At 64.6% G+C, this 15141-nt stretch carries 10 protein-coding genes; 2 read left to right on the top strand and 8 right to left on the bottom strand.

Annotated elements, in window-relative coordinates; translation table 11 throughout:
• Positions 1-38 precede the first annotated feature (38 nt).
• The 8 genes from addA to ACM9ME_RS12610 all read right to left on the bottom strand — a co-directional run bounded on the left by addA (position 39) and on the right by ACM9ME_RS12610 (position 12761).
• Complete coding sequence (addA, locus tag ACM9ME_RS12645; protein ID WP_415643820.1) at positions 39-3416, bottom strand: double-strand break repair helicase AddA; 3378 nt, start codon at positions 3414-3416, stop codon at positions 39-41.
• Positions 3413-6337, bottom strand: a complete 2925-nt coding sequence (gene addB, locus ACM9ME_RS12640; protein ID WP_415643819.1) for a double-strand break repair protein AddB — start codon at positions 6335-6337, stop codon at positions 3413-3415. Before addB ends, addA begins: the two co-directional genes overlap by 4 nt.
• A complete protein-coding gene (locus ACM9ME_RS12635; RefSeq protein WP_415643818.1) occupies positions 6330-7040 on the bottom strand; it encodes a nucleotidyltransferase family protein in 711 nt (236 codons plus the stop codon). Before ACM9ME_RS12635 ends, addB begins: the two co-directional genes overlap by 8 nt.
• 41 nt (positions 7041-7081) lie before the next feature.
• Positions 7082-8035, bottom strand: coding sequence for an aminoglycoside phosphotransferase family protein (locus ACM9ME_RS12630; RefSeq protein ID WP_415643892.1), 954 nt, complete (start codon positions 8033-8035; stop codon positions 7082-7084).
• A complete protein-coding gene (tsaE, locus tag ACM9ME_RS12625; protein WP_415643817.1) occupies positions 8032-8472 on the bottom strand; it encodes a tRNA (adenosine(37)-N6)-threonylcarbamoyltransferase complex ATPase subunit type 1 TsaE in 441 nt (146 codons plus the stop codon). Before tsaE ends, ACM9ME_RS12630 begins: the two co-directional genes overlap by 4 nt.
• Positions 8469-10685 (bottom strand): PAS-domain containing protein, encoded by a 2217-nt coding sequence (locus ACM9ME_RS12620; protein WP_415643816.1) that lies wholly within the window; start codon positions 10683-10685, stop codon positions 8469-8471. Before ACM9ME_RS12620 ends, tsaE begins: the two co-directional genes overlap by 4 nt.
• 42 nt (positions 10686-10727) lie before the next feature.
• On the bottom strand, positions 10728-12137 hold the full coding sequence (ahcY, locus tag ACM9ME_RS12615) for an adenosylhomocysteinase (protein WP_415643891.1): 1410 nt from the start codon (positions 12135-12137) through the stop codon (positions 10728-10730).
• Between the two features lie 111 nt (positions 12138-12248).
• Positions 12249-12761 (bottom strand): hypothetical protein, encoded by a 513-nt coding sequence (locus tag ACM9ME_RS12610; protein WP_415643815.1) that lies wholly within the window; start codon positions 12759-12761, stop codon positions 12249-12251.
• A 132-nt stretch (positions 12762-12893) separates the two neighbouring features.
• On the opposite strand from ACM9ME_RS12610, the gene ACM9ME_RS12605 reads away from it, so the two are divergent.
• Positions 12894-13379, top strand: coding sequence for a peroxiredoxin (locus ACM9ME_RS12605; protein ID WP_415643814.1), 486 nt, complete (start codon positions 12894-12896; stop codon positions 13377-13379).
• A 36-nt stretch (positions 13380-13415) separates the two neighbouring features.
• Complete coding sequence (locus ACM9ME_RS12600) at positions 13416-14858, top strand: AMP nucleosidase (protein WP_415643813.1); 1443 nt, start codon at positions 13416-13418, stop codon at positions 14856-14858.
• The last annotated feature ends 283 nt before the right edge of the window (positions 14859-15141 follow it).

The following is a 15141-nucleotide window of genomic DNA, read 5'->3' as shown; positions in this document are numbered from 1 at the left end:
CTCCTTTGATCCTGATGTAGGACGCGCGGGCCGCCTGCTCAACCGGCGACGAAAAGGCTTTGCTGTTGCGCCGTGAAGTCGGGCTTGTGCGCATCGAGCAGCATATCGTCGAGCGTGTGGAGCACTGGCCCCTCGGTATACAACAAGCTGGCGCGCACCTGTCGGCCCGGAAACACCGCGCGGAGCACATCGCGGTAGGCCGCCATCTGGCTGAGATGATATCCCGGAATCGCATCGAGCGTCGCGGGTACGCGGCGACCGGTTTTATAGTCGACCACTTCGATCACGTCGCCAATGACCAGCCGGTCGACCGTGCCCGCAATGGTCTCGCCGCCAACCACGCCGGCGATCGGCGCTTCGACCAGAGCCTCGCCCGAAAACAGACGCACGAAGCGCGGATCGCCGATGATCGCGCAAACCGGGTCGATCAGCGCGTCCTGTTCGGCATCGGGTACGCCTCGCGCGGAGAGCCAGCTGCGGACGCTCGCAGCGCGAACGTCCGGCGCCAATGACGGCAAACGCTCGAATAGACCATGCAGCAACGTGCCGCGCCGTGCCGCCGCCGCCAGACCTGGCCCGGCGGGCGGCTGCGCGACACTGTCCACACCGAGTGATGACGGTGCGAGCGGACGTTTCGGTTTCGCTTCCTCCGGAGCCGCCCGGTCGAGCCAATTCGGGCGATCCACCTGGACGACGACGGCTTTCGCCGAACGCGCACCCGGACGCATCTGCATGCCGAACGCCAGACCATCGGCGGTCTCGACAGCCCCCGCCGCCTCCATCCCGGCAAGCACCGCATTGTACCAGCTCTGCGGCGCAGGCTCGGTCATCCGCCCGGTCAGCGCGCCCGCGACCACCAGTTGATCGCGCGCGCGCGTCATTGCGACGTAAAGCAGCCGCCAATGCTCCTCCAGCGCCGCTGCCTTTTGCGCGGCATGGGCATCGGCCAGCGCAGGAACCAGCGCGCGGTCAGAGGTCGGCGGCGTCGGGATCACCACCCGCACGCCGCCAATCTCCACCGTCAGTTCCCCATCACGCGCCTTTTCGGGGTCGGCACACGCATCCGCGAGGATCACCAAGCGTGCTTCGAGCCCCTTGGCCCCGTGGACGGTCATGACCCGCGCGGCATTGCCCGGCTCACTCGAATCGCGGACGATTTCGCCATCGCCGCGATCGAACCAGTCGATGAAACCCTGCAAGGTCGCGACATGCTCGGCCTCGTAAGCCAACACCGCGCCGAGCAATTCGTCGATCGCGGCGCGGACCTCCTCCCCCATGCGTGCAATCAGCTTGCGACGTCCTTGCATCTCGCCGGACAGCAGTTCTTCGAGAAACGCATAAGGCGTGACGCGATCCGCCGCATTGAGCAGTGCCGCCAGACGCGCATTCGCCGTCGCGTCGCCGCGGTCACGCACCGCCGACCACAACGACGCCTGCTTCCGGTCATAGGCCGCCGCGAACAGGTCGTCCTGCAACCAGCCGATCAGGGGCGACACGAGCAAATTGGCCAGGTTGAGGTCGTCCTCGGGCTGCGCACCGAAACGCATCGCGGCCATCAAATCCTTGATCACCAGCGGGCTGCGCAGCCGCAACCGATCGACGCCCGCGACGGGCACGCCATATTCCTGCAACCGGGCCACCAGCAACGCAGCGAGGTCGGCACGCTTGCGGACCAGCACCATGACGTCGCGCGGCTCCAGCGCCTCACCCCCGCCCGGCGCGTAGCCATCGCGCAGCCATTCGCCGACTTGCCGGGCGATCTGATCCGCCAGCTTGCGCGTCGCATCGTCGAGCCAGCCTTCGTCCCCTTCGTCCCCGGCATCGGCAACACTGACCGGCGTCATCAACAAAACCCCGCCATCGGCATCGCGCCGCCCGCTCACATGCCGGTTGAGCCGCTCGGCATGCAGCCCGATCGCTTCCGGTCCCAGTGCCGTCAGCGTCGCATCGACGACATCGAGGATCGGCTGTGCGGTGCGATAGGATTCATCGAGCGACAGTTGCGCGAAGTGCATCTGGTTCGCCGTCGCCAGCGCGTGATAACGCTGGCGCGCATTTTCGAATTCCTGTGGATTGGTCCCCTGAAAAGAGAAGATGGCCTGTTTGAAATCGCCGACTGTGAACAGCGTCCGGGAAGCGGCGCGCTGCTTCTCCCAATCGCTAGCAAAAAACTCTTCGGTTAATCGCTCAACGATGGCCCATTGATCGAAGTTGGTGTCTTGAGCCTCGTCCACCAAAATGTGGTCGGTGCGCTGATCGGTCTTGTACGCAATCCAATCACCGATGCCGGGCTCGCGCAGTAGTTTGCGTGTCAACCGGATCATGTCGTCGAAATCGACCCGCCCGCGCGCCTGCTTCGCGTCGGTATAGGCCCGCCCATAGGATCGCGCTGCCTCCAGCGCCTCGGCGACGTTATCGGCCAACGCCACGCGCGCTTGCCGCGCACATAATTCAGCGCACCACGCCGACACACGCAACAGGACATCGTCGTAACCCGGATCTTTCGGCCCGCCTTTGCGGAGCGTACCCGCTTGCGTCGTCCACACCGACGCCAGTTCGGTAAGCCCTCCGGCTCGCGCGTCGGGATGCTGTGCCAGCCAAGCTTCGATCGCGTCAGCGGCGGCATGCCCGGTCTTGGTGGCCCAGGCGCGGTTCATCGCGATCATTTGCTGCAGAGATGCGCGGTCGAAATTGTCGTCGTGACAGGCAGTGCAAATGTGGCTCGCATCGAAATCGAGCGGGACGTCGAATGCCGTGCGCAATTTGGCCTGCAAGCCCGGCCCCAATTCCTCCAACGCGGGCAGCGCCTTGCTGCCGCGCTCCAGGAAGCTGCGCGCTCCGTCTTCGCCCAGGCGACGGCTCAATGCTTGCAACTGGCGGACGAACCCACCGCCCTCGCGCTCGCTGCGATTGACCATATCGCTCAGGGCAATCGCCGCCAGGGTATCCGCCTCACGCCCTTCGATCGGGCGGAATCCCGGCGTCAGCCCCGCCTCGATCGGAAATGCGGACAGCAAGGTCTGGCAAAACGCGTGAATGGTCATCACGCGCAACCCGCCGCCCCGCGCTTCAAGCAACCGCGCGAACAATTGCCGCGCCTTGGCGATCTGTGCTGGGCCGGCGTCCTCACCCAGCGCCTCGATCTCGTTGAACAGAATCGCCTCGTCCAACCGCACCCAACGCGCGAGATCGCCGCGCACGCGCCGCGCCATTTCCGCCGCGCCCGCCTTGGTGAAGGTCAGGCACAGGATTGCCTCGGCCCGCACATCGCGCATCAGCAGGCGCAGCACGCGCGCGGCGAGGACAGTCGTCTTACCCGTCCCCGCTGAGGCCGACAGCCAGACATGTTCGGCGGGTGCGCTGGCCCCCAATTGCGCGCCCTTTAGCGCCGGACGGAGTTTTGCCGTGCTGCTCACGACGCGCGCTCCCGACCGAGCCATTCGTCGAGGCGCATCAGTTGGTCGTATTCGTCGTAAGGCGCGAAATCGGGAACCAGCTTGGCCGTGTACGGCGCGTCGCCCGTCAGCCATTTGTCCGCTGCTTTTTCGAAATCCGCGTGCGAGCGCTCGACGAAATTGCCTGCCGCCAGTTCGCCACCCTTTTTGAACGGCTTCTTGCGCTGTCCGAACTGATCCTTGTTCTTGGCCAGCGACCAATATTCGAAATCGGTCGGGCTGCCGGTCAATGGCTTGAAGCCGCCCATTTCTGCAATCAGCCCGAGCAGCCCCAGCTGCATTGCAAACCCCTGTTCCACCGCGCCGGGCGATGGCGGTTTACCGTTCTTGTAATCGACGATGCCGAGGGAGCCGTCGGCCATCCGGTCGATCCGGTCGGCGCGACCGTGCAGCGTCACGCCGCATATCTCGACCTCCCCGCTTACTTCGGTATCGGCGATCGTCCGCCCGGCTTTTGCGTCCTTCACTACCTGTTCGGCGATCCAGTCCACCGCCTCCATGATTCGCGGCTGCCACAGCGCACGGATGACGGGGTGGACGCCGGGACCGGACAGCAAATCCTCGACGCGCGGGCGCAGCTTTTCGGGCGCGCAGCCATCGAGTTTGAACCATTGATCGAAGACCGCATGCACCGCGCTGCCGCGCCATGCCGGACCGGGATCGGCATCGACCATGTCGAGCAACGAGAGCCTAAGGATTGCGCGCGCGTAAAAGGCGAAAGGATCGGCCTTAAGGCGATCGACTTCGGTCACCGAGATTTTTATCGGCCGCGCGGAAACCGGCGGATTAGGCGCAGGTTGCGACACGCGCCGAGGTGGCAGCGCCGAGGCATCCAGTGTCGCGCTCAAATGCGGCAATCGCGCGTCGGGCTCAAGCTGATCGCCAAGCATTGCCTTCAGCCGCAGCAGGAAACGCGACTCAATCGCGGGCCCGCTCGCCTCGCGCAGCGACCGCGTCAGCAGCACTTCGGGCGCGCCGAGGACGTTGGCCAGATCATGTGCCGCAATTCCGATGCGCCGTTCCGCCGCACCCATGCCCAACGCAATGCGCACTTGCGGGGCAAGCCACGGATCGGGCGCAGGCTCGGCTGGCCACGCGCCTTCGTTCAGCCCGGCAGCGATCACCAGATCGGCCGATTGCAGCCGCGATTCGATCAGCCCGCGAATGGCAATGCGGTGATGACCGCCCGCGGGCGGACGCACCGCGATCCCGGAGAGGAGGTCGGACAGCAGCTCGACCAATTCCCGCGGCGTGACCCCGCTCGGACCGTCGGGTGCATGAGTTGTGAGATCGTCAAACAGCGCCGCAGCATCGCGGCCTGTTGTGCCAGCCCACGCTGCTTCACCGGCCAGCGCACGGATGCCATCGCCAAGCCGCAGCAATTGGTCGGTCAGCGCATCGGCCTCCCGCGCCAGCGGCTCGAGAGCCTGACTCGCCTCGATCCACCAAGGCAGCGCGGCACGACGAATGCGTTCGCTGCGCGGATCGCCAGATTGGCTGAGGAATGCCGTGACGCCGCCCAGTCCGCCTGCCGGACGCGGTCCGCGCAGCGCCGCGTCGAGTTTGCGAGCCCCCGCCAGCCAATCGTTGCGCCCTTCCGCCGCTTGCACCAGCGGGTGCTTAAGCAAAGCGAGCAGCGGCACTGGTGCAAAGTCTTCGGCAATCGCATTGGCGGCGGCGAGGATCAGCGTGCCGATCGGTTCACGCGACAAGGGCGTACCGGCGCTGTCATCGGCCTGCACGCCCCAGCGACGTAAATGCGCGCTGACGCGGCGAGCCAGCGCGCGATCGGGCGTGACCAGAGCGGCGGTCTTGCCGGGCGTTTCCAGCACTTCGCGCAACGCGATGGCAATGCCCTGTGCCTCATCCGCCGGCGTCGCAAATTCGGCGAGGCTGACCCCGCGCAGTTTGTTGAGCGGGTTTTTCAGCTCGGCCCATTTGGCGGTGAATTTGGCGGGCGCGAAGGCGTTGGACACTTGCCGCGCACGCACGGCCTGGCGTGGGCGGCCGTCGCCCCAGCGCCAGCGGACGACGTCGCTGCGCGCCACGCCCATCCGCTCGATCAACAGTCGCAGCGCATATTGCGGATGCGTTTCGATCGGGCGCGCGCCCTCTCCGCCCCAGATCGCGTCCCATTCCTCGTCCGGACTGCCCAGATCCAGCCCCGGCAATACGACTTGTCCGCCCGGCAGGCGTGCGATGACCCGGAGCAGATCCGCGATTGCCGGCGCGGCACTGGTGACCCCTGCGGCAATGATCATACCCGGCGGCGCCGTGTCCTGCCATGATGCGCTCGCCCGTCCGAGCAGGCGATTACGGCGCTCGGTCAACTCCACGCAGCCGATGCTGTCGAGCACGATCGGCCATTGTTCGATCAGCACTGCCAGTTGATTGAGCGAGGTCTGCCAATGCCGCGCCAAGTCTTCGGCGAGTTCGATATCGCGCAAGTCGCCTGCGGTTTTCCGCTCGACGCCAAGTTCGTCGATGACACGCGCCAGTTCGGCGGCCATGCGCAGCGCTTCTCCGCCGCGTCGTTCCCCGCCGCGCTCGATCAAGCGGGCGAGAAGCAGTTGGCGGCGGATCGGATCGATGGCCGGCGGAACTGGCTCGGCGCCTTGATCGAACAGATCGGCGGCGAGCGCCTCCCCCGCCTGGCCGATCGGAACGATGCGCGGGAGCAACAATCCCCCCTCTGCGCGTCGCACGAATGCATCGTTGATGGTGCGTGCAGCGCGGTTGCTCGCGGTCAGGATCGTGGCACGGGCAAGACGCATCCGGTCACTGGCGGTGCGCGCGAGCAGGCCGTTGACCAGCGCATCGGCAAAGCTGCGATGCAGCGGGATCGAATAAACGCGCGGACGTCGGCGGGACGCCTCAGCCATCGGCGAGTACGGCCTCGGTCAGCGGGATCGCCGCGGGCGTCCCGACGTCGAACCACAATCCTTGATGGACCACGCCGTACAGACGATCTTCGGCAATCGCGCGGTCCCACAGGATATTGGTCGAAAACGAACCTTCGGGAGCATTGTCCAGCAGGCGCGGCGAAACCAACTGCACACCGGTAAAGACGAACGGCGCGACGCGGCCGGTCTTGCGGCGGATCAGCCGACCTACCGCGTCCATGTGAAAATCCCCCCGCCCGTTATGGCCATGCGCGCGTGCTTGCGGGACGAGCAGCAGCAACGCGTCCATCGTCGTATCGTCCCAGCGCTCGGCAAGGAGATTGATGGCGTCGATCGGGCCGTCGATCCACAGATTGTCGCTGTTGACGGTCAGGAACGGCTGATCGCCGAGATGTGCGCGCGCCTTGACCATGCCGCCGCCCGTTTCGAGCAACCCGTCGCGTTCGTCAGACACCATGACGTCGAGGTCGCCGGCGTGCCGGCGAAGATGGGCCTCCAGCGCGTCGGCGAGATAATGGACGTTGATTACGACGTTGCGAATTCCCGCCGCGCGCAAGCGATCGAGGCTGTGGTCGATCAGTGCCTTGCCCGCTACTTCGACCAACGGCTTGGGACGCGACGCGGTCAGCGGACGCATGCGCTTGCCGAGGCCCGCCGCCATAACCATCGCGATGGTCGGCATCCTTGCATGCTGTCGCACACGCAACGCGAGCGGTTTGCGGTTCATGGTGTGATAGTCCCGCGCTTGTCATGTGGAATATTGGCGTCGAACCAAGCGGCGACGGGAGCGAGCGACGGATGCGCAAGATCGCGATCGAGATACCGCCATACCCGGGGCAGGAGGTCGAGATAGCGCGGCTTGCCATCACGTTTCCACAGGCGCGTAAAAATCCCGACGATCTTGGCATTCCGCTGCGCGCCGAGGATCGCATAGTCCGGACGGAAGTCGGCTCCGGCACCGGTTGCGGTGCAGAACCGGTCGAGCATGGCGACCTCGACAGCTTCAGGAACATCGCGGCGTGCGTCCTGCAACAGCGAGACGAGATCGTAAGCGCGGTGCCCCGCCAAGGCATCCTGAAAGTCGAGCAGGCCCAGCGCACCATCCTCTAGCAGCATGATATTTTCGGCATGATAATCGCGCAGCACGGTGACTTCGGCGACATCGACCTGCGGCAGAACTTCGTCCCATGCTGCGGCGTAGGCCGCCAGATCGACGTCCAGACCGGCGGCGGGACAAAACCATTCGGTGAGCAATCCAGCCTCACGTTGCAGAACCGGCATGTCATAGGGTGGCAGATCGGCAGGCGGGTGTGCCTGAAGCACCGCAAGCAGATCGACCGCCGCCTCGTACAACGGTAATTCCAGGGACGGATTATCGTCGATCGTCTCACGCATCCGCGCGTCTCCCAGATCCTCGATCAGCAGGAGGCCAGTCGCGCGGTCCTCCGCAAGAATGCTAGGCGCACGGAAGCCGACGGCAGTCAGATGCCGGGCGATGGCGAGGAATGGGCCTACGTCCTCTTGCGGCGGCGGCGCGTCCATAAGGACCGCGCGCCGGGCGTCGTGTTGGACACGGAAATAGCGGCGGAACGAAGCGTCGCCGGCAAGCGGAAGGATCTGCGCACCGCCCCATCCAGCAGCTTGAAGGAAGTCGGCCGCCGCGACCGGCGGGGTCATCGGATCGGCCATCGGTCCCTCCAGCCCGACCCTGCTTCGGCTGTCAAGCGACGCGTATTTCCCTCCGTGATGAGCGTGAGACGAAGCGCCTGAGGCCAGCGTCCCGCCGGCAAGCGCTCCGGCCATTCGATCGCCAGTGCGCCGTCGGCGAGAGCTGCCTCAAGGTCCAGCTGCTCAAGTTCGGCAGGGTCTTCGATCCGGTAAAGATCCGCATGCCCCAGTGGCATCCGCACGTCGGGTGGCCGATATTCGATCAGGATCGGAAATGTCGGGCTGGTCACCTCGCCTGAAAATCCCAACCCGCGCAGTAACCCGCGCGCGAACACTGTCTTGCCCGCACCGAGCGGGCCCGAAAGCATGACGACGTCGCCGACGATCAGCCTGCCGCCCAACGATTCACCGGCCGCCTGCGTCGCAGCTTCGTCAGCCAGAATCATCGCGGAAAGCTGAGCGTCACGACCGGGACGTCGTGCGCCCGGCGTGCGACCGCGATCGAACCGCGATGTTCCGCCATCATCGCGCGCAGATCGATCAGCACGTCTTCACCCGGCAGCGTCCCGGCGGGGGCGCCGGCGATAGCCACCCTGACGCCATTCCCTGTCGTGACTGCCAACTGAGCGGCACCGCCGCCGATCGACGCAATGACCTTTTCGACCGACTGCATGACGGCTTCGGCAGAAGCCGCGACACCGCCGATGCTATCGGGCATAGTGCATTTAAGGCCGTGCTTGTCCGCAAGCTTTCGCAACAGCGGGCCGATTTCGATCACCGCGACCTCCTGGCCCAGCCCAGCATCTTGCTCAGCCACGGCAAGCACCTGATCGACCTGCACGCTCAGGCGGCGTACCGCCTCGAGGATCGCGGCAACATATTCCTGTGCGCGCGCGCCAAGGTTCCCGGCATAGCCGCCCTCAAGCATCTCACCGAACCCGGCGATCGACGTCAGCGGTTGGCGCAATTCATAACTCATATTGGCGACGAAGGCGGTGCGTTCCTTGTCTGAAGCCTCAAGCGAGTCGGCGCGTTCGCGCAAGACGGTTTCCACGCGATGCCGGTCCGTGACGTCGAGCATGATGAGCAGCGCGTTGCCGTCGGGCAGCGGCACACCCGAATATTCGAAATGCCGCCCGTCGGTCAGCGAAATCCGCCCTGTCCGTGCATGCCGTTCCATCGTGGCTGCGCGCACCGCCTCGCGGATGGTTGTCGCCCCACCTTCGCTGGCGATCAGCGGGGCAGCGGCTTCCGCGAGCGCGTCGATCCGCGGAAAACTGGCTAGGAAATCGTCGTCGAGCTGCCACACGTCGCGGAACCGGCTGTTCCACAGATTTAAGCGCCCATCGGCAGCGAACGTGCCAACCGCTTCGAACAGATTGTCGAACGTCGCTTCACGGACGCGGATTAGCGTGTCACGCGCGCTGAGCAATTGAACCTGTTCGGTGCGATCCTCGAAAATCACCAAGAGTCCGGCATCGGGCAAAGGCTGAGCAACGACCCGAAGGTGCTTGCCGTCGGGGAGCAGCCAGCTTTCCTCCGCTGCACCGGCCAGATTGGTAAACCAGTCGCGCTTTTCGCGCTTCCACGCCGGGAAGTCGCGCGCTTCGGGGATGCGCCCGGCCTCACGTAACCTGTCCAGCACACGGTCGAATTCAGGACGATCGGCGAGCCATTCGGGGCGCAGTGCAAACATCCGCTGGAACGGCAAATTGGAAAAGCTGAGCGTATGGTCGGCGTCGAACTGCGCGACACCCGCCGACAATCGATCGAGCGTGTCACGTTGGGTGTCGACAAAGCGCCGGAAATCGGCGCGTGCGCGCTCAAGATCGTCGGTATCGATAGCGTAGCCGGCAACTCCTGCCTGCCCCAGCGGCACATCGACGATGCGCATCGCGCGACGTGCGCCGCCGATAATCGCGGGAACGATCCGTTGACGCACTTCGCCCGCATCGCGCGCAGCGGCAGCGGCAGCGATCGGGCCGATGCCAGCCGAACCTTCGACCAGTTCGACACCACGCTTAACCGCATCCTCGGCATCGACGGCATCGACGGCATCGACATAAGCACGATTGACGAGGGTCAAGCGCAGATCGGGACCGCGATGCCACATCGGCACCGGGGCGGCTTCGATCAGGCGCGACAAAGTACGAAAGGCTTGGCCCGCACGATCAGCGTCGTGGCGCAACTGGGCCATCTCGCCCTGGTTTCGAGTGGCGTCGATCACCCAAACGAGCACCCCGCGCGCCGCTACGGTGCGCGGCGCGGGCTGACCGATCATAAACAAGGTTCGTTGCGATCCGACCGGCACCACCGGGCGCATGAAGCTTTTCCCGCCCTGCCGTGCGCCACTGACATCCGCGGCAAGTGCGGCGGCATCCCCCGAGGACAAACCCGCGTCCTGTGCTTCAAGCGCGGCGAGCGTCGCGGGGATGCGATCAAAACCAAGCAGCATAGCCAGACGCGTCGATCCCTCGATACGATTGTCGCCATGCACGATCAGCGCGAGTGCCGGGGACAAGTCGGCAAGACTGTCCTGCCGCGCAACTCCGGCGAGCGCACCCCTCGCGCGCCGCCGGAGAATCAAGCCCGCTGCAAGTGCGCAGGCGGCGACCGCCAGCCAGAGGCCGAGCGCCGCCGCCAATATCGTCGATTGCATCGTCCCGCCCATCACTGAGCCGTTAGAGCAGCCTTGCGTGCTTTAGTAGCGGTAATGATCCGGCTTGAACGGCCCCGCGGTCGGCACGCCGATATAATCGGCCTGCTTCTGCGTCAGTTGGGTCAGCTTCACGCCGAGCTTTTCCAGGTGCAGCGCCGCGACCTTTTCGTCGAGATGCTTGGGCAGGACGAAGACGTCGTTGGCATAGTGGCCCGGCTTGGTCCACAATTCGATCTGCGCCAGCGTCTGGTTGGTGAACGATGCCGACATCACGAACGACGGGTGACCGGTCGCGTTGCCGAGGTTCACCAGACGGCCCTTGGACAGGATGATGATCTGCTTGCCGTCGGGGAATTCTACCAGGTCGACCTGCGGCTTGACCTCGGTCCACTTCATATTCTGCAGCGCCGAAATCTGAATCTCGCTGTCGAAGTGGCCGATATTGCAGACGATCGCCATGTCCTTCATCGCGCGCATGTGATCGACGGTCAGCACGTCGGCATTGCCCGTCGCGGTGCAGAAGATGTCGGCGCGCGTCGCGGCCTCTTCCATCGTCACGACTTCATAGCCCTCCATCGCCGCCTGCAGCGCACAGATCGGATCGATTTCGGTCACGATCACGCGTGCGCCGCCGTTGCGCAGCGATGCAGCAGAACCCTTGCCGACGTCACCGAAGCCGGCAACGCAGGCGACCTTGCCGGCGAGCATCACGTCGGTGCCGCGACGGATCGCGTCGACCAGCGATTCCTTGCAGCCGTAGAGATTGTCGAACTTCGACTTGGTCACGCTGTCGTTGACGTTGATCGCGGGGAACGGCAGCTCGCCCTTCTTGGCGATGGCGTACAGGCGGTGGACGCCGGTGGTGGTTTCTTCCGAAACGCCGCGGATATTCTTGACGGTTTCGGTCAGATAGCCCGGACGCTTGGCGATGAACGCCTTGAGCGCACGCTGCATCTCGACCTCCTCCTCATTCTCGGGTGCGGGCATGGTCTGCCCGGCTTCGAGCTTGGCGCCCCACAGAGCGAACATCGTCGCGTCGCCACCATCGTCGAGGATCATGTTGCAGGTTTCATTGCCCCAATCGAAGATCGAGCCGACATAGTCCCAATATTCGGCCAGGCTCTCACCCTTGATCGCGAACACCGGCACGCCCGTCGCGGCAATCGCGGCGGCGGCATGGTCCTGCGTCGAATAGATGTTGCAGGTCGCCCAGCGGACGGTCGCGCCAAGCGCGGTCAGCGTCTCGATCAGCACGGCGGTCTGGATCGTCATGTGCAGCGACCCGGTGATGCGCGCGCCCTTGAGCGGCTGCGACGTGCCGAATTCTTCGCGCAGCGCCATCAGGCCCGGCATTTCGGTTTCAGCGATGTTGATCTCGCGGCGGCCGAATTCGGCCAGACCGATATCGGCGATTACATAATCTTTGTTATTTGGCGTGCGCGAATTGGTCACGGGGGCGGTGGCCACGGGTCAGTCTCCGGCAATGAATGAATGCCAAGCCCGTAGCCGCCTACCCCTTAAAAGGCAAATATAAAGATGTCTTTATATGTTCATCCCCACTGGCTATCGACGCCCGATTACGGCTGCGGCAGTGGTCATCGCCGGTGTTGAGAACGGTCCCTCGCATGCCGGTCCGTCGAGGAGCGGCCGGATGCCCGCGCGTTCGGCGACGGCGATCAATGCTTCGACCTGTGGCGCCTCCGCCGCCGTGGCATCCACGATCGAGCGCATCTCCGCACAGCTCAATCCTTCGCTGCCCGCGCCGTAACGATTGGCGACCTTTGTGACGTAAGTGTCATAGGCACCCATCTGCGCCTTTGAATTGCCCGCGTCGCGATAATGATCGCGCAAAGTGTCGTTGACCTTCACCAGTGCTTTGCGGTCCTGAACGACGAACCTGTTATAGGCGTCCATCATCGACACGTCGGTCCGGCGGCAGCGCAGCGCGGACACCATCAGCATCGTGTCCAGGTCGCGGACTTTCGCGGCCGAGATATGTTCGGCGCTCCAGCAGGCCGCCTGAGCAGGCCCGGCCGGTACGGCGATCGCCAGCATCGCCAATATGATCTTCTTCAATTCCCCAACTCCCCAGCCCCGAATCGGATGCTGCTGTGAAAACACGCTGAAGGCAACACGTTAACGCACCCTTGTCAGCGGCGTCCCAAGCCCCCAAAAAGCTGTGGCATTTTCGCAACTTGGAGCATTCGCATGACCATCGCCGCCGGAGACAAGTTTCCCGAGCAGACCCTGACCAAAGTCACCGCCGCCGGTCCCGAACAGGTGTCGAGCACGGATTACTTCAAGGGCCGCCGCGTCGCCTTGTTTTCGGTGCCCGGCGCCTACACGCCGACCTGTTCGGCGCGGCACCTGCCCGGCTTTGTCGAGAAGGCCGACGAACTGAAAGCCAAGGGGATCGACGAGATCGCCTGCACCGCGGTCAACGACGCATTCGTGATGGGCGCATGGGGCAAGGAGCACGGCGTCGACGGCAAGGTGACGATGCTGGCCGACGGCAATGGCGATTTGGTCGAAGCCTTGGGCCTGACCATGGACGGCAGCAAGTTCGGCATGGGCAAGCGCGGGCAGCGTTTCGCGATGATCGTCAACGATGGCACCGTCGAGCGCGTCGACGTTGAGCAAGGCGGCGAATTCCGCGTGTCCAGCGCCGACTATATGCTCGAGAATATGGGCTGACTTGAGCCTGTCACCGTCCGGTCCTAGGAGCGGACGATGACAGGCAAGAGCACTTCCGAACTTATCGATGAACTGGCCACGCTGTTCGATGCGTCGGTCGAACGGCTCCGCACCGCGATCGGACGCTATGTTCGCGACGGCGAAAAGCCCGACCCGGAGGCGCGCCGCACTGGCGCCTTTGCTTACCCCGAATTGCGCGTGCATTATCCCGGCGGCGGCGCGGTCGAGCGGTCGTCGCGGTCCTTCGGTCGGCTGACCGAGCCGGGCCATTACGCCAGCAGCGTAACCCGCCCGCGCCAATTCGCCGACTATCTCGCCGAACAGATCGATCTGCTGCGCGAGGATTATGACGTCACCATCGAGGTTGGCCCCGGCAAGCAGGAAATCCCCTTCCCCTACGTTCTCGATGCCGAAATGGACCTCGACCAGGTGTCCGCGACGGAGCTGTCGCGCTGGTTTCCCGCGACCGAACTGAGTTACATTGGCGACGAAATTGCCGACGGGACCTACGTCCCCGCCCCCGGTGAGCCGCGTCCGTTGGCGCTGTTCGACGCATTGCGCACCGACTTTTCGCTGGCGCGGCTGCGGCATTACACCGGCACGCCGGTCGAGGATGTCCAGCGCTATATCCTGTTCACGAACTACCACCGCTATGTCGACGAATTCGCGCGCTGGGCGTTGAGCCAGCTGGGCGAAGGCAGCCGCTATACCCATTTGTCGGGCGCCGGCGGTATCAAGGTGACGCGTGACACGCATGACGCCGAAAGCGTCATCGCCGGCGATGCATGGCGGCGGCACCAGATGCCCGCCTGGCATTTGTGCGCGCCGGACAAGAGCGGGATTACACTCGTCAATATCGGCGTCGGCCCGGCCAATGCCAAGACGATCACCGACCATCTGGCGGTGGTGCGGCCCGAGGCGTGGCTGATGATCGGCCATTGCGGCGGGCTGCGACCGAGCCAGCGGATCGGCGACTATGTCCTCGCCCATGCTTATCTGCGCGATGATCATGTGCTGGACGATGTGCTGCCCCCCGCGATCCCGATCCCGGCGATTGCCGAGGTGCAGCAGGCGCTGGCGCGGGCTGCGGCGCAGGTCTCCGGCGAGGATGCCGAAACGCTCAAGCGGCGGCTGCGTACCGGCACGATCGTGACGACCGACGACCGCAATTGGGAGCTGCTCTATGCCAAATCGGCGCTGCGCTTCTCACAGAGCCGCGCGGTGGGCATCGACATGGAGTCGGCGACGATCGCGGCGCAAGGTTACCGGTTTAGAGTGCCTTACGGGACATTGCTGTGCGTCAGCGACAAGCCGATGCATGGCGAATTGAAGCTGCCCGGCCAGGCCAACCGCTTTTACGAGCGCGCGATCAACGAGCATATGCGCATCGGCATCGCAGCATGCGAAGAATTGCGGGCGGAAGGGCCACGGCTGCATTCGCGCAAGCTGCGCGCATTCAACGAGCCGCCGTTTCGCTAGAATGCCTGAGACGTTTCCAGTTCTCCCCGCGAAAGTTTAGTGAAAGTTTAGGCCTAAAACAGTCTGCACGCCGGGTGGGATCACATTGTTAGTCCCGCCTCACTTTGATTTGTGGTCGCGCCGCTGCAGCAGTTTGGCCATGAGTCGGGAAACTCACTTCGCGGTGACGTGACCCCCGCCTTTCATCCAGCGGCAACCAGAGACAGACCGGTGTTGTTGCGCATGAGCGCGGGTGAAGCAACGGGCGGGGTTAACCCCGCCCGTTGCGTTTCAAGTTCGGCGG

This window comes from Sphingomonas antarctica, from assembly GCF_965137005.1.
GTDB classification, from domain to species: Bacteria; Pseudomonadota; Alphaproteobacteria; order Sphingomonadales; family Sphingomonadaceae; genus Sphingomonas_O; species Sphingomonas_O antarctica.
Note: the sequence above shows the minus strand (reverse complement) of the source record. Positions and strands in the feature narration are given on the sequence as shown.